Here is a 22,679-nt window from a genome sequence, read left to right as displayed (position 1 = left end):
GCCGCTCCGTCACGCCAGGCCGGACAGGCGCGCGTTGCGCTCGCGTTCGAGCTTGGTGATGTAGCGTTGCACGGCGGCCAGGTTGGCGCGCGAGATGTCGACGAACTGGCAGCCGAGGCGGCGGCTCGTCTTGTTGTTCAGCAGCGTCATGTCCATCGAATTGCGGACCTGCAGCGAGCAGGTGACGGCGCCGATTTCCGGCAGGTCGATGCGGCAGTTGGCGTAGGTCTCGCCGATGGTCGTGCCGAGCTGCATCTTGTTGTCGTAGATCGCGATGCCGCCGCAACTGATGTCGGCCAGCGGGAACACGGTGGCGTCGCCGCCCAGCTCGGCCGGCAGGGGAATCGTCGCACGCACCGGGCTCGTCACCGGCGTCGGCATGCGGTAGAACTCGCGCCGCTGCAGGCGGATCAGGCTGGCCGGGATGGCGCAGCGCAGCGCGCTGCCCCCTTCGAATTCCACTTCGCTCAGGTTGTCCAGGCCGAACACGATGCGGATCTTGTCCAGCGACGTGTCGCAGCGCACCGTGCCGGCGGCCACGATGCGCTTGTTCTGCTCGGGGCTGACGGAACGGTCGATGATGAGCGCGCCGGCGTCCGGATCGACGTGCAGCAGCGACGTGACGCAGACGTCGGCCTCGCCCTTGATCAGCATCCGGATCAGCTGGTTCTTTTCGGCGATCTGGCGCAGCAGGGCCACGATCTCCCTGGACGACTCGACTTCGTAGTCGTGCCAGGCTTCTAATTCGGCGTCAGTGATTGCTTGCATCTGTGTCAACCGGAGTGCTTTCTTGGGGTGGGAGGAGCGATATCGTGTCCGGTGCCGGCGGTGGTGTCTGGCCGGAAACTTGCGCGGATTCAATATAATAGAGCCAGGCCAATAGTTCGGCAATGGCGCGGTACAGGGCGGGTGGAATTTGGCGGTCGAGATCGACTTCCATCAGCAACGCCACCAGCTCTTTCGACTCGTGCACGAACACGCCGGCCTCTTTCGCGCGGCCGATGATCTGCTCGGCGACGAGTCCCATCCCCTTGGCGACGACTTTCGGCGCCGGGTCGCCGGCGCCATAGGCCAGCGCGACGGCGCTCTGGCGGCGCCACGCGGTCGTACCCGCGTCCTTATCCTTGTCCATCGCCCCGTTCGCCTTTCGGCGCGGCGTCGTGGATCGCCAGCGTGGACAGCGGCGTCCCGGCCGCGTCCAGCGCCTGCGCCAGGCGCGCCCGGTACGCGTCCAGCAGGTGCTTGGTCGCGGCATCCGGCGCGTCGAGGCGGATGTGCAACTGGTCGCCGGACAGCACCACGCGCGCGCCGACCTCGCCCAGCGCGCCGAAGCGCAGGCGCAGGTTGCTCTGCCATGTGGCGGCCCCGTCGCCGGCGCCGCCGTCCTGGCGGCCGGCGGGATCCCGCTCGACGTCCCAGTGCATGTCGCGTCCCGGCCACAGCTGGCCCTGCCAGGCGACGCGCCCCTGTTCGTGCGCGTTCAACTGCAGGTTGATGAACTGGGCCGTATTGGGATCGGTCGGCGGCGCCATGCCGCGCGCCTGCGGCTCCGCCGCCAGGTCGGTGCGGGGGCGGGCGCCTTCGGCCCATTCGGCCACGTGCGATTCGTAGAACAGGCCGCTTTTAGCGAGCCCATCCTGCAACGCTTTGGCGATGGCGTCCGCATCGCCTGACGGCGCGCCCAGCAGCGGCGTGCGGCCGACGGCGGCGCTGGCCTGCGCATCCGCTTTCTGGGCGGCCGCGATGACGTCGCCCAGCGCCTTGCCGGCCGCGCTGATCGAGGCGTTGGCGGTATCGAACCCGCCGCCGGGGAGTTGCGCGAGGCCGCGCGCGCCGGCCAGCAGAGCGGCCGTGCGCGTAAGTGCGGCGGCATCCTTGCCTTCCAGATAAGCGAGCGGGGCGAATTGCAGGCTGGTGCCTTCCGGCGCCGGGCCGGCCTCGGCGAAGGCCGGTGCGCCCTGGCCGGTCTGGAGCTGGAAGGTGGGACGGGGCGTGAGCGCCACGAGGGTCAGGGGCACTTGCGTGCCGACCTCGGCGCCGGCGGGCAGCGGCATGCGCGCCGCCATGTCGTTGATGCGTACGACGAAGCTGCCGTCGGGCAGCTTCGTCATCACGTCGGCGGCCAGGGATTGCCCGACGAGGCCGGCGAGGGCGCGCGTAAAGGCTTGCTGGCGCGGGTCGCCGACCGGCAGGGTGGGGCGGGTGGGCGCGACCGGGGTCAGCGAGACGGTATCGCGCGGCAGCATCGTTCAGGTCGGCGGGACGATCGTCCCGCTCAGATGCCGTAGGCGCGCGCGACGCGGCGTTCGACGGTCTTGTTGCCGATCATGGCCTGCAGCTTCGCCATCCACGGCTGGGTGAGGTCGCGGATCTTGCGGTCGGAGTCGAGCATCTTGCGGATGGCGTTCACCTTGCGCATGCGTTCCTGGCCGGCCAGCGGGCTGTCGCCGTTGGCCTTGAGCTGGCGCACGCAGGCGGCGCACTGGTGCTCGAGCTGGAGCAGGCGATCCCAGTCGCTCGCGGTGGCGGCGGCCAGCATCTGGTCGGTGATGCCGACCATGGCTTCATACAGGGACGCGATTTCGGAATTGGTCATCATGGTCGCGTTCCCCGTTTATGCGCTCACCAGCGTCGCGGCCTTCGGCATGGCCGTGGGCGCCGGGACCGGCTGCTGCTGGACCTTCTCGCCGATTGCGACCCAGGCGCCGCGCAGGTCGGCCAGCAGGCGGTGCACCTCGTCGATGATGGTGACGTCGTTCTTGAGGTTCGCGTGCAGCAGGCGGCGGCTCATGTAGTCGTACAGGGCGTCGAGGTTGACGGCGATCTCGCCGCCGGCGTTCTTGTCGAGCGACGCGCGCAGGCCGTTGTCGATGATCGAGATGGCCTTCGAGATGGCCGATCCCTTGGCGGCGATGTTGCCGGCGGCGATGTTCGTCTTGGCGCTCAGCAGCGCGACGAGGGCGCCGTCGTACAGCATGACGATCAGCGTATGCGGCGAGGCCGAGGCGATGCCGGTTTCGAGGCCCACGTTGGCGTATGCGTTGACGCCGCGTTTCATGGTTCCAAACATCTTGTTTCTCCAATAAATCCAGTTATCGGTTGGCCGCGATGGCGGCCAGTTGCTGGGTCAGGTAACTTTGGGTGCTTTGCATCGACGAAATCATCGTGTCGAGCGAGGTAAATTGGGCGCGGTACATCGCTTCCACCTGGGTCAGGTGCTGGCTGAACCGGTCGCGCTGGTCGGCCACGCTCTTGATGCTGGCGTTCAAGCCGTCGGTCTTGCTGGCCAGCAGGCTGTCCTTGCCGGTAAAGCTCGTGGCCAGGTTCGTGAGCGCATAGGCATAGCCCTGCGAGAACGACACGGTGCCGCGGTCGCCCGCGACGCCGCTCTTGATCGTCAGCTCGATGCCGGCGGCCTTCGAACCATCGGCCGCAGTCAGCACCTGGCCGTTGCCGGTCGCCGCGACGCCGCCGATGGTGCCTTCGACGTCGGTGCCGACGGCCGGCGTGGCACCGCCGAAGAGGTCGCTGACCTGGGTGCCGGTGACGCTGGCGATCGCGATGTTCGACGTCGTCCCGAACTTGCTCGACGAGATCGACAGGTGCCCGGTCGCGTCGAGCGATGTTTCGACGCTGTCGCCGGCCGAGGAAAACGTGCTGTTGCCGTTGATGGCCGCGCGCAGCATCGACGACAGCTGGTCGTTCGTGTACGTGCCGGCCGGGATCTGGATGTTCTGGACCTTGCTGTCGGTGACCGGATCGGTCTGGTTCAGCGTGAAGGTCCAGGTCGTGTTCGATGCGATCGTCGTCGAGCCGGACAGCGCATTGGCGCTCGTCAGCGTGCCCTGCGTCGCCATGTGCGAGACGTTGATGGCGTATTCGCCCGGCTGGGTGGCGGCGCCCGACTTGTTGTACGTGACGCCGCCGTCGCTGGCCGAGCCGGCCGCCGCGAACAGGCCGGCGATGTCGTTGAAGTTGCTGGAGATCGCCGTGTTCAGCTTGGTCGAATCGACCGTCAGGCTGCCGTCCTGCGCGAACGTGATGCCGACCTGGGTCAGGTTCGTCATATTGCTGTCCAGGCCCGCGACCGACGTGCTGAGCGCGCGCCGCAGCTGGGTCTGGACGGCGCGCACGGCCGAGTCGCCCTGCAGCACGCCGCCGGTCTTGGTGGTGGCGTCGTACGCGGTCAGTTTCGCAATCGTCGAGTTCAGGTCGTTGTACGCTTTCACGAAGCCGGTGATCGCGGTCGATACGGTGCTCGTGTCCTGGGCGACCGTCAAGGTCGTGCTGCCCGTCGTGTTCAGGTCCATGCTGACGCCCTGGACGACGTCGTCCACGGTCGTGCTGCTGCTCGTGACGGCGATGCCGTTCATGGTCAGCTTGGTATCCTGCGCGCCACTCGTCTGCGTGAGGCCCTGGGTGCCGTTCGGGTCGTAGCCCAGCAGGCTGGCGATGCCGGCGTTGACCGGGCCGCCGTCGGCGCCGTCGGCGCTGATCTTCATCGACGACTTGGCGCCGGTCTTGTTCGACGTGACGACGAGGTGGTACGGGCTGTCGCTGCCGTCCGACACGATGGTGGCCGTGACGCCGATATTGGCCTTGTTGATGGCGTCGCGGATGCCCTGCAGGGTCTGGTCCTTGGTATCGAGCGTGACGGTGCCGCTGGCCTGGCTGCCGTCCTGCACGAAGCCGGCGCCGATGTAGCTGCCGGCGCTGCCCGCGGTCAGTCCGGCCGCGGCCGGGCTGTTGCCGCCGACGACGATTTGGCTGCCGTCCGCCGAGCTGAGCGTCACGCCGGCCGTCACGGTGGTGTCCGACCCCGTATTGGCGGCGGTGCTCGCCAGGCCGATGCCGCCGGTGACGGTGCCGCTGACCGCTTCCTTGACGTTGATGTTGGAGCCGTCCGCCGCGAAGAACTGCAGGTCGCCGCCCGCGGCCGTGCCGGTCGTGGTGATGTTGGCGGCCGCCAGCGCGTCCTTGACGCCGGTGGTGCCGAGCGCGGTATCGAGCGACGCCGCCGTCACGGTCGTGGTGCCGTCCGACGACGCCAGGCTGACGCCGCCCACCGACAGGGCATAGCTGCCGCCGCTCGCGACGGTCACGTCGCCGAAGCCGCTGAACAAGGTGGCCGACGTGGTCGTCGTGCCGGCCTTGGCGCTGACCCCGGTGTTGTCGGATTCATCATTAATCACCTGCGCCAGGTCGCGCGCGCTGCGCGTCGTGCCGTTGGTGCTGATCGCGGTGCCGTTGATGGTCAGCGAGCCGCTCGCGATGCCGGACGCGGCCGTAGCGGCGCTCAGCGCGTTGCCGGCCGTGCCGAACGTGCCGCCGCTGACATTGCCGAACTGGAACGTCAGCGTGGTCTTGCTGCCGTCGCCGATCTGCGTGCTGGTGCTGGCCTGGCCGCCCGTCATCAGGCTCTGCGACTGGGCCAGCTGGGTCACGTTGATCTTGTACTTGCCCGCCACCGCGCCGGTGCTGGCGCTGGCGCTCATGAGGCCGTCGTTGCTGGACTTGGCGGTGAGCGCGCTGAACGTGCCGGTCGAGTTCAGTGTGGTCAGCGCACCCTGGAAGCTGGTCACGGCCGAACTCACCTGGCCGTACGCTTGCAGCTTGCCCTGGTACACCCCGGTCTTCATGTCGTAGTTGGACAGCGGCTGCGACTCGGCCGCCATCAGCTTGCTGACGAGACCGTTGACGTCGAGGCCGGATCCAATACCAGGTGAGCTGATTCCCACTTGTTTCTCCCGTGAAAGCGATAATGTAAGTCATTATCGACAGAAGCAAACCGTACTTGAGAGTGGGAAATATGCGTTATTTCCGTACCCGGCCATCTGGGCGGGAAAAACGCGGGTGGGGGAGGCGAAACGGGGCATCAAGCGCAGGGCATTGCCCCGCGCTTGACGGAAAAGCAAACATCGGACGGTCAGGCCGTCTGATTGATCAGCAGGCCTTGCATCTTGTCGATCGACTTGTCGAGCGATTTGGCGATCTGCAGCGCTTCCTTGGAAGGAATCTGCCGTACGACTTCCTTCGTGCTCTGGTCGATGACCTTGACGACGATGTCCTTGCTGTCTTCGTCGATCGAAAACTGCAGGCTCTGCGACGAGCCCAGCATCGCCTCGTTCATCTTGTCGACGGCGGCCGACACATCCTCGTGCGACGGCGTGTCCCCGTCGGCGGTCTTGCTCTTGCCGGTCGCGCCCGCCGTAGCCGCAGGTGCCGCCGGCTGGGTCGAGCGTTCGTCCACGCGAGGAGTGGCGGGCGAACCCACTGGTTGAATGTTCATGATGATTCCCTAGCAAAAATTCCCCGGCTGAATTACTCCAGCCGAGGAATCACTTTACACCGCTATCGGGGGCCTATTGCATTACTGATTAGCCACGCAGCAGCGACAGGACACCGTTCGGCAGCGAGTTCGCCTGGGCCAGCATCGACGTACCGGCCTGCTGCAGGATCTGGCCGCGGGTCATGTTCGCGGTTTCCGAAGCGAAGTCGGTGTCGACGATGCGGCTCTTCGATGCCGACAGGTTCTGGTTCGTCGACTGCAGGTTCGAGATCGTCGAATCGAAGCGCGACTGCAGTGCGCCGAGCTGCGAACGCTGGTCGTCGACCTTGGACAGGGCGGCGTCGGCGATCTTGATCGCTTGCTGGGCGCCGTCGAAGGTGCTGACGTCGATGTTGGCGACCGATTTCAGGTCCGACGTGGCGGCAATGGAGAACCCGCTGGCGTCGGAGGTCGAGAAGGCCTGGCTCGAATCCAGCGTGATCGCGCCTTTGGCGACGGTGGCCGTCGCACCGATCGCAACACCGGTGGTGGTCGGGTCGCTCTTGCCGGTAGCGTCATAGGACGACAGCGTGTTGGTCGGCACCGTCGCATCGTTGTCCGTCAGGCTGATGTCATTGCCGTTGGCATTCGACAGTTTCAGGCCCTTGTTGGTGGCATCGTAGGATGCGGTCACGCCGGTCTTCGCGGTCTGCGCGTTGAAGGCGCTGATCGCGGCGGCATAATCGTCTGCGGTGGTGCCGCTGCCGCCGACCTGGAACGCGACGGTGACGGGGGTAGCGCCGGTGCCATTGTTGTCGGAGGTCACTTGCAGGGTGAACGAACCGCCGCTGGTGGCCTGGAACATCGCGTTGGTTTGCGCGCTGGCGGTCACGCCGGTGTCGCCCGATTTGTTGTTGATCGCGGCGGCGGCCGTCTTGGCGCTGCTGCTCGCGTCGATGGTGATGTCGGACGAACCCGACGTACCGTTGATGGTCAGCGTGCCGCCGGTGATCGGGTCGGACGTGCCGACCGAGCCGAGGTTGGTCGAGGTGTTGTTGCCGTAGGTCGAAGTATTGAAGTTCGCGCCGGTCATCGAGATCAGCTGGTTGGCGTTGGCGCCGACCTGGAAGTTCGCGGTGCCCATCGTGCCGTCCAACAGGTTCTGGCCGTTGAACTGGGTGGTGCTGGCGACGCGGTTCAGTTCCGAGGTCAGCTGCGATACTTCGGTCTGCAGTGCCTTGCGGTCGCTGGACGAGTTCGAGGAGTTCGAGGATTGCACTGCCAGTTCGCGGATACGCTGCAGCATGTCGCCCGAGCTCGACAGGGCGCCTTCGGCCGTCTGGGCCATCGACACGCCGTCGTTCGCGTTGCGGACTGCCTGGTCCATGCCCTTGATCTGCGAATTCATGCGGTCGGAGATGGCGAGGCCGGCGGCGTCGTCTTTTGCGCTGTTGATGCGCAGGCCCGACGACAGGCGCTGGATCGAGGTGTTGAGCGAGTTTTGCGAAGCGGACAGGTTACGCTGGGCGTTCAGGGATGCAACGTTGGTATTGATAACGGACGACATGGTGTCTCTCCAGACTGGTCTTACGGGGCGTGGCGACGTGCCACTCGTTTTACTTTGGTCTGTCACGCTGTTCCGTGACATTCAAACCGCTGTTGAAGCTGGTAACGGTGCTCTACGGAAAAAGTTTAGAGGGGTAGAGCGAAAAAAGCCGAAATTTTTGTGTCCTCGGGTGGGGCGGGCTTGTCTTGGCGGCGCTGAATTCGGGAACTTTAGGGCGAAAAAATTTTTATTTTTTTTTGGTGCCGGACAGGTTCAGATAACATCTTGTCATTGCCGGACAATAAAAACGCCGCCGACGCGTGGGCGTGGCGGCGTTCGCGTGGCGCCCGTTACTCGGCCACCACCACCCGGTTCTTGCCGGTCTGCTTGGCCTGGTACATGGCCCGGTCCGCGCGCGACATCAGGCTGGCCTGGTCCTCGTTCGGGTGGCGCAGGGCCACGCCGCACGAGAACGTGATCAGCATCTTTTCGTTTTCATGCAGGAAGAAGTGCTTGGTCAATTCACGCTGCACGCGCACCATCGCCGCCGAGGCCGCCTCGACATTCGTTTCCGGCAACAGGATGAGGAATTCCTCGCCGCCGAAGCGGGCGATCACGTCCATCGAGCGCAACGTCTCGCGGACAATCTTCACGAGGTGGCGCAGGGCGTTGTCGCCGACCAGGTGGCCATAGGTGTCGTTGAGCTTCTTGAAATTGTCCAGGTCGAGCAGGGCCACGCACAGCGGCGTGCCGCGGCGGTCGGCCCGCGCGCTCTCGCGTTCGAACACGTCGTCCAGGCCGCGGCGGTTGAGGCTGCCCGTCAACTGGTCTTCGCGCACCAGCTCGCTCATATGCTGCAGCTTCGCTTCCAGATCCTTGATGCGCGCCTCGGCTTCCTGCACTTCCTGGTGCGCGGCCACCATGCGGTCGCGCGATGCCATCGCCTCGGCCTGCACGAGCTTGGTCTCGCGCAGCACTTCTTCCAGCACCTCGTTGAGTTCCTCGATGTTGCCGGCGTGGCGGATGCGCTCGGAAAAGCCGCCGATCTTTTCGTGGAAGTCGCCGGTCGACGCCGCCACCGAACCGAGCCGGTCGATGAACGTCATCATCATGTTCTTGACGGTCGCCTTGACGTCCGCGATGCCGTGTTTCAGTTGCCCCTGCTTGTAGATGACATCCTTGAGGCTGCGCGTCGCGTCTTCCAGCGCGCGGTGGTCGAGCGGGCCGGCGATGAGGTCCTGCACGGCGGCGATCTGGCCGCGCATCCAGCTGTCGTCGTCCAGCAGTTCGGACACGTTTTCCAGCAACAGCTTGAACAGGCGCAGCAGCAGTTCCTGCTGCTCGGCCGTATCGCCGCTCTTGAGTTCGATCTGGTAGCACAGGTCTTTCAGACGCCCGGCGATTTCCTGCAGCGCATCCTCGCCGTGGGCGGCCTTGACGGCGGCGCCCAGCGATTCCGCCTCACCGGACAGGTGCGGCGTGCCCGCCAGCAGCGACGCGACGGCGAACGTCAGCGTGCGGCTGAGCAGGTCGCGCAGCAGCTTCGCTTCGCCGTTCTCGGCGCCCAGCGCGAGGGCGGGGTGGGTATGGCGGCGCAGGTGTTTCTCGGCCAGTTGCGACAGCGTACGTGCATAGCCGTCCCAGTCGCGCTGCTTGACGGCGCGGTTGAAGCGCACGCCGAACTCGGCCAGTTCGCCCGGCGTGTCGGCCAGCCGGTGCGCAAAGCCGGCCAGTACGTTCTCCGCGCCCGGATCGGATGGCGGAGGCGGCAGGACGTCGACGCCGGCGATCTCGTTATAGATCTCGCGGTAGGCGTCCGGCGTCGGCGCGATGCGCCGCGTGGCGAGCCGGCGGAACGCTTCGCGTGCGATTTCCGCTGGATTCTGGCCGGGATCCCCCGGCGGGCGTTGTGAGCTGGACATTTTGGACGTTGCAATATGGAATTCTTATTGTCACCATGGTATGCCGCTGACAAAAAATCAAACCGTTGAACAAGCGCGCAATTACCACGCAATCTCACGGACTGTAATGACAGCGGCAGGTGGGCGGCTCTCCGCCCACGCGCAACGTTCGCGATGTGTTGGCGTAACGCGTGGGCACGTGCCCACTGGACAGTTTAATCGATCAGCTGATTGCGAATCGCGTAATGCGTGAGTTCTGCACTGGTCTTGAGTTTCATCTTGGCCAGCAGGCGCGAGCGGTACTCGCTGACCGTCTTCACCGACAGCGAGAGTTCGCGCGCGATCTCGCTGACGGTCTTGCCGGAGGCGATCATGGTGAGGGTCTGGTATTCGCGGTCGGACAGCCCTTCGTGCACGGGCGCGTCGTGGTTTTCGCCGAGCTGGGCCGCCAGCACCTGGGCCAGCTGCGCGCTGACGTAGCGCTGGCCGCCCGCCACCTGGCGGATCGCGTTGACGAGCTCGCGCGGCGCGCTCTGCTTCGTCAGGTAGCCGGCGGCGCCCGCCTTGAGCGAGCGGATCGCGTACTGGTCTTCGCGGTGCATGGACAGCATCAGCACGGCCAGGTCCGGCTTCTCGCCCTTGATCTGCTTGAGGACTTCGATGCCGTTGCGGTCGGGCAGGGAGATGTCGAGCAGCAGCACATTGCAGCGCGACTTGCGGAACAGCTTGACGGCATCGAGACCGGTCTCGGCTTCGCCCGCCACGACGATGTCGCGCTGTTCGGCGAGGATCTGCTTCAGGCCTTCACGCACGATGGCGTGGTCGTCTGCAATAAAAACGCGGATGCTGGCTTTTTCTGTCATGCTCGGGTGGATTCGCTGCGTCCGGCCGCGGCGGCGGCCAGGCTGATCTTGACGACGACCATCGTGCCACCTCCGGGCGCCTGCGACAAGGCGAGCGTGCCGCCCAGCGCGTGGGCGCGTTCGCTCATGCCGCGCAGGCCGAACGATTGCGGCTTGAGACGGTCGGCGGGCGTGATGCCGCGGCCATTATCGCAGATGCTGAGCGTCAGGTGCTGGCGCAGGCGGCGCAGGCTCAGCGTCACGCGCGTGGCGCCGGCGTGCTTGGCGATATTCGTCAGCGCCTCCTGGACGATGCGGAACAACGCGACCGCCTGGTCCGGATCGAGGTCGATTTCCTTGTCGGCGCTGCGGAACACGCACGCGATGCCCATCTGCTTTTCGAATTCGCGCGCCTGCCACTCGAGGGCGGCGACGAGCCCCAGGTCGAGCGTGCCGGGACGCAGGTCCAGCGAGATGCGATGCACGGCCTCGATCGTGCGGTCGACGAGGTCGTCCAGGTAGTCGGCCTTGTCGCGCAGGGCGGGATCGTCGGGCAGGCGCGCGGCGAGCATGGCGAGGGCCATCTTGATCGCCGTGAGGTTGCCGCCCAGGTCGTCGTGGATCTCGCGCGCGATGCGGGCCCGCTCCTGTTCCTTGACCTGCTGGATGTGGTCCGTCAGCTCGGCCAGGCGCGCGCGCGAACGCCGGTTTTCTTCCTGCTCCAGCTTGCTCGCGGTGATGTTGGTCATGATGCCGTCCCAGCGCACGCCGCCATCGATCAGCGGCAGCGGCGTCGCGCGCAGGCTGATCCATTTGACGTCGTTCCAGCCGCGGGCGCAGATGCGGCCTTCCCAGTTCCACGCGGCCAGCGTCGCCTTCGACGCCGCCATCGCTTCCCGCCAGCCTGCGCGGTCGTCGGGCAGGATCAGCCGCACGAAGCATGCCGGGTCCTGTTGCAGTTCGGCCGCCGCCACGCCCAGCAGCGCCGTGCAACCCTCGCTCAGGTACGGGTAGGCCATGGTGCCGTCGGCGCGCAGCACGAACTGGTAGACGAGGCCGGGGGCGGGGACGGAAGACTGCGCGGGCGGGGCCGCCTGCGTTTGCGCGGCGCGGGGACTGCGGCTCGAGATGTCTGGACTCATGTTCATATCGTTTGTCGGTTAGCGCCGGCGCGCGCGCCACTGGACCACGAAGCGGCGCAGCACGCGCACGGTGCGGCTGGCATGGCGGCCTTGCGCATCGGCCGGGTGTGGGCGCAGCCGGCGCAGCACGCGCCTGAGGCCGATCCGCAGTCCACGCAGCGCGCGGCCAGTCAGATGGTAGGCGTGGCTCGTGCGCAGGTAATCCAGGCAACGGGCCCTGGCTGCCATGAACCAGCCGTGGCAGCGCGCGAACCATCCAACCGCGAGCAAGGTCGGCAACGTCAGCACGTACAGCCGGGCCACCACGGCCGCGCCGCCGATCTTGGCCAGCACGATGGTCGCGATGCCGGACAGCGCGTGGCCATGGGCAATCGCGACGACGGCCAGCACCTTGACGGGCAGCAGCAGCAGACCCGGCAGCACGAACGCGCACAGCGCACCGTACGGCGGCAGCGTGCGCACGCGGCCCTCCAGCGCCGCCAGCGCGGGCCAGCGCGCGAGGGCGCGCGTCAGGCGCATGCCGGTATCCCAGCACCATTCCTCGACGAGCAGCACCACGGCCGCCAGGTACACCAGTGGCGCGAACATCCGGCTGCGGGGAAGGGCGCGTGTCATGACCCCATGATACGGGAAACCGGCGCGGGACCGGCACGCCGCATGCGCGTGCGTGTTGTCGAAGGCGCTACAATACACGCATGAACAAGGCATTTGTAAAAGAGTCGGACAACGACGACGATGACGACGAAGCCCTGGCGCTGGCCCGGGCGATTCCCGCCGGGTCCAAGAACTACATCACGCCGGCCGGCCACCAGGCCATCAAGGACGAGCTGCTGCAGCTGATCGACGTCGACCGGCCGGAAGTCGTGCGGATCGTGCATTGGGCCGCGTCCAACGGCGACCGCTCGGAAAACGGCGACTACATCTACGGCAAGCGACGCCTGCGCGAGATCGACCGGCGCATCCGCTTTCTCACCAAGCGCCTGGATTCCGCCTTCGTCGTGGACCCGTCGGTCCATCACGGCAACGATCAGGTGTTCTTCGGCGCCACCGTCACCTATGTCAACAAGGCGGGCGAGGAACATGCCGTCACCATCGTTGGCATCGACGAACTCGATCCGCTCAAGGGCAAGATCAGCTGGGTCTCGCCGGTGGCGCGCGCGCTGACCAAGGCGCGCGAAGGCGACACCGTCGCGCTGCACACGCCGCAAGGCAATGACGAACTGGACATCCTGAGCGTCGAGTATCCGGCGCCGGCCGCCGACTGACGGTGCCGCTCGCATGCCATGCGGCGCGACATTGCCGCCGCTGATAAGATGCCCGGTTTCACCCCTTCCATCCCATGACCCGCTTTCCCGATGCCGCGCACGCCGCCACGCACGCCGCCGATCCTCTGGCCGCCCTGCGCGCAGCCACCGCCGGGCGCCACGCGGCGCTCGACAGCGGCCTGCCCATCGGTGCCCCCGACGCCTCGCTGGACGACTACACGGCCCACCTGGCCCTGCTACGCGCCTGGCTCGGTCCGCTGCACGTGTGGCTGGCGGGCTTCGCGGACGGCCCGGCTTTCGACGACGACGCGCGGCTCGGCCTGATCGAGACCGACCTGGCCGAAGGGGGCGTACCGGTGCATGCTGAAAAGTACCTGGTCGCGGATGCATGGCCGGCAGCGGCCAGCCCCGCCTACCGCTGGGGCGTGCGCTACGTGATCGAAGGCTCGCAACTGGGCGGCGCCGTGCTGTACGAACGCCTGCGCGCACGCCTGGCGCCGCACCGGCTGCGCTACCTGAAGGGCGACGCCGGCGGCCCCGGCCCCCGCTGGCGCGCCTTCATGCAGGCGCTGCGCGCCAAGGTGCGCACGCCGGCCGAGATCGCGGACGCCTGCGCCGGCGCGTGCGCGGCATTCGACCGCATTCTCGAATTGCGTGCCGATCCGCATTCGGAAATCGTCTGAGCGGACGGTGCGCGCAATCGATGGTGTCGGGTGTCGGCACGGGCATAAATAGAAAATAGAACGTAGCCGATCAAAAACACCAGCAGGTATCGGATCAATAAACCATTGTGCTGAAAAGTCGATGGCCGCATGCTCAATCCCATTGTTCAGTTTGCGTATCCGCTTTTCTATTTTCCCAAATCAATAATTCCGTCGCACTATCCGCTGCGCACTGCTGCGGCCCGGCGCAGAGCGGCCCTGCGCTGCGAGCGACCGAATAAATATGATGGATCCGGCCAGCGCCGATTTTGTGCGGCGCCAATGAAACGCAATGCGGCGCATTTCGTTTCTGCGTTTAAATATTTTCCAAAAATAATATATGAGAGGAAACGAATCGGTTATTTCATTCGGTATCGACAATTTGAGTTTGCATAAAAATCCTCGCAATCAAATAACGCATCATCATTTCGTCCGAAAAGACCACACGAGGAAATGATGAGGCAATTATACGAATACCACCCTGTCGTCGGCTATCGCTACATCCCCCGCCTGCGGGTGCGGATTCCGCATGAAGGCGGGGGATATCTCATGCAGGTCAACGAACAGGGCTTCCGCGCCGACCGGCCCTTCGTGCGGGCACGCCCGCCCGGGCATCGGCGGGTACTCGTATTCGGCGATTCGTTCACGGCCGGCGACGCCGTGCCCAACCGCCAGCGCTATACGGACCTGCTGGAGACGCGGCTGCCCGATGCCGGCACGCCGCCCGTCGAGTTCTACAATTTCGGCCTGTCGTCGACCGGGACCGACCAGCAATACCTCATCTGGCGCGAATTCGCCCGCGACATCGAGCACGACCTCGTCGTGATCACGGTCTTCGTCGAAAACATCCGGCGCGTCGCCGCGCAGTTCCGTCCGCACCGCGACGAACATGGCATCGAGCGTATCTACGCCAAGCCGTACTTCCGGCTGGAGAACGACGCCTTGCGGCTGTGCCACGTGCCGCCGCGGCGCGCACCGTACGATGACCACGAACTGGATGCCGCCCAGGCCGCGGCTGTGGACCAGGGCGGGCGCTTCCTCCTGCTGCGCAAGATGATCACGAGGCTGGGCATGCGCGACATGGTCCAGCACCTGACCCAGTACCAGCCGCTGCCGCATTACGATTCGCCCGCCAATCCCGCCTGGCGCCTGATGCGCGCGATCCTGGCGCAATGGATCCGCGCGCTCGACCGGCCCGTGGTGCTGATGCCGCTGCCGTTGCCGCAGCATCTCGACGAGACCTGCGATGCCGCGCCGTACCAGGCCCGCTTTGCCGAACTGGCCGCCGAACTCGGCTGCCGCCTGCACGATCCGCTGCCCGACCTGCTGCGCATCGCGCCCGCGGCGCGGCGCCGGCTGCGCTGGGAAACAGACATCCATTTCACGCCGGCCGGCCACGACGCCCTCGCGCGCTCGCTCGAACCCGTCGTCGCCGCGCTGCTGGGCGCGCAACTGGCCCGCGCGAGCTGAGGAGGCGCCATGGCCAAGACCATCCTGGGCATCGCCGGCTATTACCATGACGCGGCGGCGGCGCTGGTGCGGAGCGGCGCGATCGTCGCGGCCGCGCAAGAGGAGCGCTTCACGCGCCGCAAGCACGATCCATCGTTTCCCGCCAACGCCATCAATTACTGTCTCGAGGAAGGCTTCGTCGACGCCGCCGACCTCGATGCGATCGTCTTCTACGACAATCCGGTGCTGACGTTCGACCGCGTCGTGCAGAACGCCTGCGCCGGCGCCGTCCGCGGCGATGCGGCCGGCGCGCGCGCCCTGTTCGCGCAGGCGGCGGGGGCCGTGCTGGGCGATAAGATCTGGGTGAACGAGCACGTACGGCAGACGCTCGGCACGCTGGGCCGCGCCGGCCGCGTGCTGTTCGCCGAGCACCACATGGCGCATGCGGCCAGCGCCTTCTACCCGTCGCCGTTCGACAGCGCCGCCGTGCTGACCATCGACGGCGTCGGCGAATGGGCCACGACCACGCTCGGCGTCGGCCACGGCCGCACGCTCGAGCTGTTCGCCGAGATCGACTATCCGCATTCGCTGGGCCTGCTGTACAGCGCCGTCACGAGCTTCTGCGGCTTCAAGGTCAATTCCGGCGAGTACAAGCTGATGGGCCTCGCGCCGTATGGCCGGCCGCGTTACGCCGGGCGGATCCGCGAGCACCTGATCGACGTCCGTCCCGATGGTTCGTACCGGCTGGATATGGCGTTCTTCGGCTGGCTGGACGGGCTGGCGATGCCGGACCCGCGCTTCGCCGACCTGTTCGACGGCCCGGCGCGCCAGCCCGAAACGCCCATCACGCGGCGCGAGATGGACCTCGCGGCCAGCATCCAGCAGGTGACCGAGGAGATCGTGCTCAAGACGGCGCGCCACCTGCGCCGCCTGAGCGGAGAAAGCCGGCTCGTGCTGGCCGGCGGCGTGGCGTTGAACTGCGTCGCCAACGGCAAGCTGGCCGCGGCCGGCATCTTCGACGGCATCTGGATCCAGCCGGCCGCCGGGGACGCGGGCGGCGCGCTCGGCGCGGCCCTGCTGGCGCATCACATGGCGTTCGAGGCCCCGCGCCGGCGCGCGCCCGGCGCCGGCGACGCCCAGCGCGGCAGCTATCTGGGGCCGCGTTATTCGAGCGAGGAGATCCTCGCCTTCCTCGACCGCAAGGGCTATCCGTACCGGCGCATGCCCGAGCGCGCCGAGCGCCTGGCCCTCGTGGCCGAGCAGCTCGCGGCCGGCAAGATCGTCGGCTGGCTGTCGGGACGAATGGAGTTCGGGCCGCGCGCGCTGGGTGCGCGCTCGATCCTCGGTGATCCGCGCAACCCGCGCACGCAGGCCACCATGAACCTCAAGATCAAGTTCCGCGAATCGTTCCGCCCGTTCGCACCGGCCGTGCTGCGCGAGCGCTGCGCCGAATACTTCGATCTTGACGGCGACAGTCCCTACATGCTGATGGTGGCGCCGGTGAACGACATGCGGCGGCTGCCGATCGATACGGGGGCGTTCGAGGCCGGCGACGACGACATGATGGCCGTCATCAACCAGCCCCGCAGCGACGTCCCGGCCGTCACGCACGTCGACTACTCGGCGCGGATCCAGACGGTGGATCGCGACGGCCATCCGGAATTCCGTGCGCTGCTCGAAGCGTTCGAAAGGCTGACCGGCTGCCCGCTGCTCGTGAACACGTCGTTCAACGTGCGCGGCGAGCCGATCGTGTGCAGTCCGCAGGATGCCTACCGCTGCTTCATGCGCACGGAGATGGACCTGCTGGTGCTGGAAGACATCGTGTTGTGGCGCCGCGAACAGCCGCCGCTGGCGGACGGCGAAGACTGGAGGAAGACCTATGAGCTCGATTGACGACGCGGCCGCGCGCGAGATTGCGGCGCCGCTGTTCGACGCGCTGACCGCCGGCTGCGTGCTCGGCCAGGTGCCGTTCCCGCTGGGCCCGAACCCGCGCCTGGCCAGCTATTACACGCAGCGCACGCGCACGACAATGGGCCTCGGCGATTTCCTGGCGCCGTCGTGCCTGGATGCCGAGGAGTTCGGCGCGTGCCTCGCCGCGCACTGGCGCGCACACGGGCATCCCGAACTGGCGGCGCTCGCGCCGCGCGCGGCCGAGGCGGCGCGGGCGCTGCACGAACTGCACGTGGCGGCGTGGCCGCGCGCGGCGCTGTCGCCCTATGTCTACCCGATGTTCTAGGCAACGCATGGGCAATCCCGATGCGGACATGGCTGTCGTGACGGCCGCGCGCATGTGGCCGGCCGGGCCACTCCCGGCCGCGCTGCTTCCGGCCGGCTTCGTCGTCGTGCCGGCGACCACGCTGCCGGGCGGCGTCACCGTGCCGGCGTTCGCGGTGGCGCGCTGGCTGGCGGCGCGCGGACCGGACGGGCAGCTCCTGCTGAGCGCGACGGCGCCGCCGTGGGTGCGCATCGGCTACCACGCCGCGCGCCAGGCGTGCACGCGGGCCGGGGCCGGGCTGCTGACCGAATCGCAGGCACTGGCCATCGCGCACGATCTCGCGGCCCAGGCGGCGAACTGGAGCGGCGGCGCCGTCGGTGCGGGCCGGCTGTTCCAGGGATTGCACCTGGGCCGGTTCGACGCGCCCCAGCCGGCCTGCGCAACATCGCCCGATCCGCGCGAGCGGCGCTGGCATGTGTTGTCGAACGGCGAACGCATCCATGACTTTGCGGGCAATGCGTTCAGCTGGGTCTTCGACGATGTCCAGGGCGACGCGGACGGCATCGTCGCGCACGGTTTCGCGCCCGATTCGCCCACCCTGGCGACGCCACCTGGTGTGCCGATGCAGCAGGGCCTGGGGTGGTGGCCGCGGGCCGGGCGCAGCTGGTGGGGCAGGGCGCTGGCGCGGGGCGGCAGCTGGTCGTCGCAGGAAGGAGCGGGTGTGTTTACCGTCGTCGATGAGCGGCCGCGGGCGCGGCGGGCGTACGTCGGGTTCCGGTGTACGCTGGCGTTGTAAGGCTAAGGCTAAGGCTAAGGCTAAGGCTAAGACTAAGACGCCGCCGCGGACGCGTCACGCGCGCTCGCGCTCCACGCGATTGACGCCGGCCACCCGCCGCAGGTTCCGGATCAGATGCGCCAGGTGCACGCGATCCTTGATCTGGATCGTGAAGCGCAGCTGGGTCATCATGTGTTCGTCGTCCTCGTCCATGCCGACATACGTGATGTTGGCATCGGACTCGCCGATCTCGGCGGCGACGCGGGCCAGGATGCCCTTTTCGTTGTTGATCAAGAGGCGGATGCGGCAGTCGAAGCGGCGGTTCAGTTCGGTGCCCCACTGGGCCGGAATCCAGCGGTCCGGTTCCTTCAGGCGCAGGCGGTTCGCTTGCGAGCAGTCGGCCGTGTGCACGACGAGGCCCTGGTCGCGGCGCAGCTGGCCGATGATGTGGTCGCCCGGGATCGGCAGGCAGCACGGTGCCAGCTGGACCGCGACGCCTTCGCTGCCGTAGATCGTGACAGGGTCCAGTTCGCTGCCGTTGCTCGGCTGGGCCGGCACGGTGGTGACGTCGCCGCCCAGCAGGCTCACGATGTGGCGTGCCACGAGGGCGGGCATGCGCTTGCCGATGCCGATGTCGGCGTACACCTCGTCCATCGACTTCGCGGACGATTCGGCCAGCAGCCGGTCGACGGTCGACGGCGCCAGCTCGGCCTTGATGCTCAGCTGGGCCAGCGCCTGGCGCAGCAGTTCCTGGCCGAGTTCGACGGATTCGTTCAGGTTGATGGTGCGCAGGTGGTGGCGGATCGCCGAGCGCGCCTTGCCCGTGCGGACAAACGACAGCCACGTCGGGCTGGGGCGCGAATCGGGGTCGGTCTCGATCTCGACGATGTCGCCGTTGCGCAGTTCCGTGCGCAGCGACGCGGGTTCGTGGTTGATCTTGACGGACACCGTGTGGTCGCCGATGCCGGTGTGGATGCTGTAGGCGAAGTCGAGCGGCGTGGCCCCGCGCGGCAGGGCGATGATCTTCGACTTCGGCGTGAACACGTAGACGGAGTCCGGGAACAGGTCGACCTTCACGTGCTCGAGGAATTCGGCGGAATCGCCCGTCTGCTGCTGGATGTCGAGCAGCGACTGCAGCCACGCGTGCGTGCGCTGCTGCAGGTCGGTCATGTTCTGGTCGCCGGTCTTGTACAGCCAGTGCGCGGCCACGCCGGATTCCGCCGTGCGGTGCATCTCCTGCGTGCGAATCTGGAATTCGACGGGGGTGCCGTACGGGCCGATCAGGGTGGTGTGCAGCGACTGGTAGCCGTTGATCTTGCGGATCGCGATGTAGTCCTTGAACTTGCCGGGCATGGGCTTGTACAGCGCATGCAGGGAGCCGAGCGCCACGTAGCAGTTCGGGACGGTGTCGACGACGACGCGGAAGCCGTACACGTCCAGCACCTGCGAGAACGACAGGTGCTTGCTGCGCATCTTTTTGTAGATGCCGTACAGGGTCTTCTCGCGGCCGTAGACTTCGGCCGGCAGGCCCGCTGTGGCCAGCTGGTTCTTGACCGCGTCGAGGATCTTCTTGACCACTTCGCGGCGGTTGCCGCGCGCCGACTTGATCGCCTTCGACAGCGTGCGGTAGCGCAGCGGATACAGGTGCGAGAACGACAGGTCCTGCAGCTCGCGGTAGATGTCGTTCAGGCCGAGGCGATGCGCGATCGGCACGTAGACTTCCATCGTCTCGCTCGCGATGCGGCGCTTCTTGGCCGGGACCATCACGCCGAGCGTGCGCATATTGTGCAGGCGGTCGGCGAGCTTGATGAGGATGACGCGCACGTCCGATGCCATCGCCAGCAGCATCTTGCGGAAGTTTTCCGCCTGCGCCTCGACGACGCTCTGGAATTCGATTTTCTCCAGCTTCGACAGGCCGTCGACGAGGTCGGCGACCTGCGGGCCGAAGCGTTCCAGCAGCTCTTCCTTCTTGACGTCCTGGTCCTCGATCACGTCGTGCAGCAGCGCGGCCATGATGGCCTGGGCGTCCAGCTTCCAGTCGGCGCAGATTTCGGCGACGGCGATCGGGTGCGAGATATAGGGCTCGCCCGATTTGCGGACCTGGCCGAGGTGCATCTCGTCCGAGAAGCGGTACGCTTCCTTGACGCGCTTGAGTTCGACGGGAGTGAGGTATTCGGCCAGCTTGGTGGCCAGATGGGTAATCGACGCGACGCCGGGCGCGGGGACCGGTTCGGTTTCCTGCGGTTTGTTGGCGGGCCGGCCGGGCCGGCTCGCCTTGGTGGTGTTGGTGCCCGAGTGGACGGAATCCGGTGAGGACAGGTTCATACGAAAAGACAATCAGCCGCAGTATGGAAACAGCATAACAGAATCACGGGCTGATTCATGGACCACCGTCGGCTCATATAAGCTCAGGCACCGTCCGGCTTACATCGGGACTTTTTTCAGCATTTCCAGGCCGACCTTGCCGGCAGCGATTTCACGCAGCGCGACGACGGTCGGCTTGTCCTTGGCTTCGACTTTCGGGGTGTGGCCTTGCAGCAGCTGGCGCGCGCGGTAGGTCGCGGCCAGGGTCAGCTGGAAACGGTTCGGGATGTTTTTCAGGCAGTCTTCGATGGTGATGCGGGCCATGGTAACTCCAACAAATGAAATTGTTTCAGTGATAATTCTGTCACGCAAACGGCACGTGGGCACGGGGCGCCCACCCTACGAATCGCAGTAGGGTGGACACCCCGTGCCCACCAATGGTCAAGTTTGCGGTAGCAGCGCGTGGATTCCCAGTTGGGCAAACAGCGAGGCGTTGCGGGCTGCCTGTTGGGCGAAGCGCGAACGTGTCGCCCTGACAATCGCCTGCAGCTCGGACAGGGCAACGTTGAATTCTTCGTTGATGATAGCATACTCGAACTCGGGAGCGTGAGCGATCTCGCCCCCTGCGGCCAGCAGGCGCCGCGTGATGATGTGCGGCTCGTCGGTGCCGCGCTTGTGCAGGCGCTCTTCCAGCGCCGCGATCGACGGCGGCAGGATGAAGATGCCGGCCGCATCCGGGAACTGCTTCTTCACCTGGCGCGCGCCCTGCCAGTCGATTTCCAGCAGGATGTCGATGCCCGTCTTCATTTCCTGTTCCACGGTCAGGCGGCTCGTGCCGTAGTAATTTCCATGCACTTCGGCCCATTCCAGGAATTCGCCGCGGTCGGCGCGGGCGACGAAATCCTCGGCGCTGGTGAAGTGGTATTCGCGGCCGTCCTCCTCGCCCGGGCGCGGCGGGCGCGTCGTGGTCGAGATCGACAGCTTGATACCCGGTTCCAGCGCCAGCAGCGCATTGACCAGGGTCGACTTGCCGGCGCCGGACGGAGCGGCGACGACGAACAGGCTGCCTGAGAAAGCGGAGGTGAGCATGGTGGGTTCCTTTATTACGTGTGACTCTTGATGTATCGGTGATTCTAAATCCGCGTGGGCAGTGTTTCGGACTAGATGCCCGAAACACTGCCCACGCGTGACGCATGCGCGCCCAGCGGCGTGCCCGCGATTACTCGAGATTCTGTACCTGCTCGCGCATCTGTTCAATGAGCAGCTTGAGCTCCATCGACGCATCCGCCAGCTCCTTGACGGAAGCCTTGGCGCCCAGCGTATTCGCCTCGCGGTTCAGTTCCTGCATCATGAAGTCGAGGCGCTTGCCGACCTGGCCGCCTTTTTTGAGGATGTGGCGGGTCTCGGTCAGGTGGGCCGTCAGGCGCGACAATTCTTCCGAGACGTCGATGCGGATACCGTACAGCGTGACTTCCTGGCGGATCCGTTCGAATACTTCCTGGCGCGTGAGGACTTGCGGATTGCCGTGGCCGGCGAGGCCCAGCGCGTCCTGCATGCGCTCGATGGCCTTTTGCTGGAACTGGGCGATGACCTGCGGGATCAGCGGCGTGATGCGCTTGACGATGGCTTCCATCGCCTCGATGCGCGCGACCAGCATCGTTTCCAGCGCCGCGCCTTCGCGCTTGCGGCTGTCGACGAAGGCGGCAATCGTTTTCGCGGCGAGGGCGGCGACGTCGGCCTGCAGCGATTCCTGGCCGATCTGCGCTTCCTCGATCACGCCCGGCCAGCGCAGCAGTTCGGCCACCGTCATCAGGGGCGCGGATACGAAGTGGCGCGTGACCTCGGTCTGCAGCCGGGCGAGGTCGGCCAGCAGCGTGTGGTTGAGGGCTTGCGAGCCTGTCGTGGCCTTGCGGCCGAACGACAGTCGGACCTCGACCTTGCCGCGCGTGATGGCTGCCATGATGGCGGAGCGCAGGTCCGGTTCAAGCGCGCGCAAATCGTCGTTGATGCGGAACTGCAGGTCGAGGAAGCGCGAATTGACGCTCTTGATCTCGATCGTCAGCGTGCCGGCAGCGCCTTCGCTTGTGGCGACCGCATAACCTGTCATGCTAGAAATGCTCAATGGAGTCCCCGATTTCCGGAATCTGCGCGACCCACCCGGCGGCGCGGTGCGGGTGGCGCCGCGCGCTGTGGTTTTGCGAGATTCCCTTATTCTTTACAAAGCGGTGATTTATCCACACAATCCCCGTGTTTAGCAAGGAATACTTTCCC

At 66.4% G+C, this 22,679-nt stretch carries 23 protein-coding genes; 7 read left to right on the top strand and 16 right to left on the bottom strand.

What is annotated here, in order from left to right; translation table 11 throughout:
* Window positions 1-9: 9 nt before the first annotated feature.
* From U9J41_RS18935 to U9J41_RS18880, 12 genes are all read right to left on the bottom strand, one after another.
* On the bottom strand, window positions 10-768 hold the full coding sequence (locus U9J41_RS18935) for a flagellar brake protein (protein WP_322403720.1): 759 nt from the start codon (window positions 766-768) through the stop codon (window positions 10-12).
* A complete protein-coding gene (locus tag U9J41_RS18930) occupies window positions 752-1,132 on the bottom strand; it encodes an EscU/YscU/HrcU family type III secretion system export apparatus switch protein (RefSeq protein ID WP_322403719.1) in 381 nt (126 codons plus the stop codon). The genes U9J41_RS18935 and U9J41_RS18930 overlap by 17 nt, the downstream gene beginning before the upstream one ends.
* Window positions 1,119-2,246, bottom strand: coding sequence for a flagellar hook-length control protein FliK (gene fliK, locus U9J41_RS18925; protein WP_322403718.1), 1,128 nt, complete (start codon window positions 2,244-2,246; stop codon window positions 1,119-1,121). The genes U9J41_RS18930 and fliK overlap by 14 nt, the downstream gene beginning before the upstream one ends.
* A 29-nt stretch (window positions 2,247-2,275) precedes the next feature.
* Window positions 2,276-2,599: a flagellar protein FliT gene (locus tag U9J41_RS18920; RefSeq protein ID WP_056443499.1), complete on the bottom strand. Its 324-nt coding sequence runs from the start codon at window positions 2,597-2,599 to the stop codon at window positions 2,276-2,278.
* A 15-nt stretch (window positions 2,600-2,614) separates the two neighbouring features.
* Complete coding sequence (gene fliS, locus U9J41_RS18915) at window positions 2,615-3,070, bottom strand: flagellar export chaperone FliS (protein WP_322403717.1); 456 nt, start codon at window positions 3,068-3,070, stop codon at window positions 2,615-2,617.
* Window positions 3,071-3,092: 22 nt separating this feature from the next.
* Window positions 3,093-5,738, bottom strand: a complete 2,646-nt coding sequence (gene fliD / locus U9J41_RS18910; protein ID WP_322403716.1) for a flagellar filament capping protein FliD — start codon at window positions 5,736-5,738, stop codon at window positions 3,093-3,095.
* Between the two features lie 188 nt (window positions 5,739-5,926).
* The gene (locus U9J41_RS18905; protein WP_322403715.1) at window positions 5,927-6,289 is read right to left on the bottom strand and encodes a flagellar protein FlaG; all 363 of its coding nucleotides are present in this window, start codon (window positions 6,287-6,289) and stop codon (window positions 5,927-5,929) included.
* Window positions 6,290-6,377: 88 nt separating this feature from the next.
* On the bottom strand, window positions 6,378-7,835 hold the full coding sequence (locus tag U9J41_RS18900; RefSeq protein ID WP_322403714.1) for a flagellin N-terminal helical domain-containing protein: 1,458 nt from the start codon (window positions 7,833-7,835) through the stop codon (window positions 6,378-6,380).
* Between the two features lie 329 nt (window positions 7,836-8,164).
* A complete protein-coding gene (locus U9J41_RS18895) occupies window positions 8,165-9,736 on the bottom strand; it encodes a sensor domain-containing diguanylate cyclase (protein ID WP_322403713.1) in 1,572 nt (523 codons plus the stop codon).
* 194 nt (window positions 9,737-9,930) lie between these two features.
* Complete coding sequence (locus U9J41_RS18890) at window positions 9,931-10,578, bottom strand: response regulator transcription factor (RefSeq protein WP_322403712.1); 648 nt, start codon at window positions 10,576-10,578, stop codon at window positions 9,931-9,933.
* Complete coding sequence (locus U9J41_RS18885) at window positions 10,575-11,699, bottom strand: sensor histidine kinase (protein WP_322403711.1); 1,125 nt, start codon at window positions 11,697-11,699, stop codon at window positions 10,575-10,577. Before U9J41_RS18885 ends, U9J41_RS18890 begins: the two co-directional genes overlap by 4 nt.
* Before the next feature lie 18 nt (window positions 11,700-11,717).
* Window positions 11,718-12,314: a hypothetical protein gene (locus U9J41_RS18880; protein ID WP_322403710.1), complete on the bottom strand. Its 597-nt coding sequence runs from the start codon at window positions 12,312-12,314 to the stop codon at window positions 11,718-11,720.
* 80 nt (window positions 12,315-12,394) lie between these two features.
* On the opposite strand from U9J41_RS18880, the gene greB reads away from it, so the two are divergent.
* From greB to U9J41_RS18845, 7 genes are all read left to right on the top strand, one after another.
* Window positions 12,395-12,964 (top strand): transcription elongation factor GreB, encoded by a 570-nt coding sequence (greB, locus tag U9J41_RS18875; protein ID WP_322403709.1) that lies wholly within the window; start codon window positions 12,395-12,397, stop codon window positions 12,962-12,964.
* A gap of 74 nt (window positions 12,965-13,038) precedes the next feature.
* Window positions 13,039-13,647 (top strand): biliverdin-producing heme oxygenase, encoded by a 609-nt coding sequence (locus tag U9J41_RS18870; RefSeq protein WP_322403708.1) that lies wholly within the window; start codon window positions 13,039-13,041, stop codon window positions 13,645-13,647.
* Window positions 13,648-13,776: 129 nt separating this feature from the next.
* Window positions 13,777-14,061: a hypothetical protein gene (locus U9J41_RS18865; RefSeq protein ID WP_322403707.1), complete on the top strand. Its 285-nt coding sequence runs from the start codon at window positions 13,777-13,779 to the stop codon at window positions 14,059-14,061.
* Window positions 14,062-14,118: 57 nt separating this feature from the next.
* The gene (locus tag U9J41_RS18860; RefSeq protein ID WP_322403706.1) at window positions 14,119-15,135 is read left to right on the top strand and encodes an SGNH/GDSL hydrolase family protein; all 1,017 of its coding nucleotides are present in this window, start codon (window positions 14,119-14,121) and stop codon (window positions 15,133-15,135) included.
* 9 nt (window positions 15,136-15,144) lie between these two features.
* Window positions 15,145-17,007, top strand: a complete 1,863-nt coding sequence (locus U9J41_RS18855) for a carbamoyltransferase family protein (RefSeq protein ID WP_322403705.1) — start codon at window positions 15,145-15,147, stop codon at window positions 17,005-17,007.
* Window positions 16,994-17,350 carry a hypothetical protein gene (locus tag U9J41_RS18850; protein WP_322403704.1) on the top strand — a complete coding sequence of 119 codons (357 nt, stop codon included), beginning with the start codon at window positions 16,994-16,996 and terminating at the stop codon, window positions 17,348-17,350. The genes U9J41_RS18855 and U9J41_RS18850 overlap by 14 nt, the downstream gene beginning before the upstream one ends.
* Window positions 17,351-17,357: 7 nt before the next feature.
* Window positions 17,358-18,125 carry a hypothetical protein gene (locus U9J41_RS18845; RefSeq protein WP_322403703.1) on the top strand — a complete coding sequence of 256 codons (768 nt, stop codon included), beginning with the start codon at window positions 17,358-17,360 and terminating at the stop codon, window positions 18,123-18,125.
* Window positions 18,126-18,179: 54 nt separating this feature from the next.
* On the opposite strand, the gene U9J41_RS18840 is transcribed toward U9J41_RS18845, so the two are convergent.
* The 4 genes from U9J41_RS18840 to U9J41_RS18825 form a co-directional block, all read right to left on the bottom strand.
* Complete coding sequence (locus U9J41_RS18840; protein WP_322403702.1) at window positions 18,180-20,429, bottom strand: RelA/SpoT family protein; 2,250 nt, start codon at window positions 20,427-20,429, stop codon at window positions 18,180-18,182.
* Between the two features lie 99 nt (window positions 20,430-20,528).
* Window positions 20,529-20,732, bottom strand: a complete 204-nt coding sequence (gene rpoZ / locus U9J41_RS18835) for a DNA-directed RNA polymerase subunit omega (RefSeq protein ID WP_056443456.1) — start codon at window positions 20,730-20,732, stop codon at window positions 20,529-20,531.
* Window positions 20,733-20,849: 117 nt separating this feature from the next.
* Window positions 20,850-21,497, bottom strand: coding sequence for a guanylate kinase (gene gmk / locus U9J41_RS18830; protein ID WP_322403701.1), 648 nt, complete (start codon window positions 21,495-21,497; stop codon window positions 20,850-20,852).
* Window positions 21,498-21,627: 130 nt separating this feature from the next.
* Window positions 21,628-22,515 carry a YicC/YloC family endoribonuclease gene (locus U9J41_RS18825; protein WP_322403700.1) on the bottom strand — a complete coding sequence of 296 codons (888 nt, stop codon included), beginning with the start codon at window positions 22,513-22,515 and terminating at the stop codon, window positions 21,628-21,630.
* Window positions 22,516-22,679 lie beyond the last annotated feature (164 nt).

The sequence above is a fragment of the Massilia luteola genome (assembly GCF_034420155.1).
Classification (GTDB): domain Bacteria; phylum Pseudomonadota; class Gammaproteobacteria; order Burkholderiales; family Burkholderiaceae_D; genus Telluria; species Telluria luteola.
The sequence above is the reverse complement of the archived record's forward strand: the minus strand, read 5'-3'. Positions and strand labels throughout refer to the sequence as shown.

What these genes read in the sequence shown, in the direction of transcription:
- U9J41_RS18890 (WP_322403712.1), bottom strand. Translation starts at nt 10,578, where the DNA reads ATGACAGAAAAAGCCAGCATCCGCGTTTTTATTGCAGACGACCACGCC.
- U9J41_RS18850 (WP_322403704.1), top strand. Translation starts at nt 16,994, where the DNA reads ATGAGCTCGATTGACGACGCGGCCGCGCGCGAGATTGCGGCGCCGCTG.
- U9J41_RS18840 (WP_322403702.1), bottom strand. Translation starts at nt 20,429, where the DNA reads ATGAACCTGTCCTCACCGGATTCCGTCCACTCGGGCACCAACACCACC.
- U9J41_RS18845 (WP_322403703.1), top strand. Translation starts at nt 17,358, where the DNA reads ATGGGCAATCCCGATGCGGACATGGCTGTCGTGACGGCCGCGCGCATG.
- U9J41_RS18905 (WP_322403715.1), bottom strand. Translation starts at nt 6,289, where the DNA reads ATGAACATTCAACCAGTGGGTTCGCCCGCCACTCCTCGCGTGGACGAA.
- U9J41_RS18855 (WP_322403705.1), top strand. Translation starts at nt 15,145, where the DNA reads ATGGCCAAGACCATCCTGGGCATCGCCGGCTATTACCATGACGCGGCG.
- U9J41_RS18860 (WP_322403706.1), top strand. Translation starts at nt 14,119, where the DNA reads ATGATGAGGCAATTATACGAATACCACCCTGTCGTCGGCTATCGCTAC.
- U9J41_RS18870 (WP_322403708.1), top strand. Translation starts at nt 13,039, where the DNA reads ATGACCCGCTTTCCCGATGCCGCGCACGCCGCCACGCACGCCGCCGAT.
- U9J41_RS18935 (WP_322403720.1), bottom strand. Translation starts at nt 768, where the DNA reads ATGCAAGCAATCACTGACGCCGAATTAGAAGCCTGGCACGACTACGAA.
- U9J41_RS18900 (WP_322403714.1), bottom strand. Translation starts at nt 7,835, where the DNA reads ATGTCGTCCGTTATCAATACCAACGTTGCATCCCTGAACGCCCAGCGT.
- rpoZ (WP_056443456.1), bottom strand. Translation starts at nt 20,732, where the DNA reads ATGGCCCGCATCACCATCGAAGACTGCCTGAAAAACATCCCGAACCGT.
- U9J41_RS18930 (WP_322403719.1), bottom strand. Translation starts at nt 1,132, where the DNA reads ATGGACAAGGATAAGGACGCGGGTACGACCGCGTGGCGCCGCCAGAGC.
- U9J41_RS18920 (WP_056443499.1), bottom strand. Translation starts at nt 2,599, where the DNA reads ATGATGACCAATTCCGAAATCGCGTCCCTGTATGAAGCCATGGTCGGC.
- U9J41_RS18865 (WP_322403707.1), top strand. Translation starts at nt 13,777, where the DNA reads ATGCTCAATCCCATTGTTCAGTTTGCGTATCCGCTTTTCTATTTTCCC.
- greB (WP_322403709.1), top strand. Translation starts at nt 12,395, where the DNA reads ATGAACAAGGCATTTGTAAAAGAGTCGGACAACGACGACGATGACGAC.
- U9J41_RS18880 (WP_322403710.1), bottom strand. Translation starts at nt 12,314, where the DNA reads ATGACACGCGCCCTTCCCCGCAGCCGGATGTTCGCGCCACTGGTGTAC.
- gmk (WP_322403701.1), bottom strand. Translation starts at nt 21,497, where the DNA reads ATGCTCACCTCCGCTTTCTCAGGCAGCCTGTTCGTCGTCGCCGCTCCG.
- U9J41_RS18825 (WP_322403700.1), bottom strand. Translation starts at nt 22,515, where the DNA reads ATGACAGGTTATGCGGTCGCCACAAGCGAAGGCGCTGCCGGCACGCTG.
- fliK (WP_322403718.1), bottom strand. Translation starts at nt 2,246, where the DNA reads ATGCTGCCGCGCGATACCGTCTCGCTGACCCCGGTCGCGCCCACCCGC.
- U9J41_RS18885 (WP_322403711.1), bottom strand. Translation starts at nt 11,699, where the DNA reads ATGAGTCCAGACATCTCGAGCCGCAGTCCCCGCGCCGCGCAAACGCAG.
- fliS (WP_322403717.1), bottom strand. Translation starts at nt 3,070, where the DNA reads ATGTTTGGAACCATGAAACGCGGCGTCAACGCATACGCCAACGTGGGC.
- U9J41_RS18895 (WP_322403713.1), bottom strand. Translation starts at nt 9,736, where the DNA reads ATGTCCAGCTCACAACGCCCGCCGGGGGATCCCGGCCAGAATCCAGCG.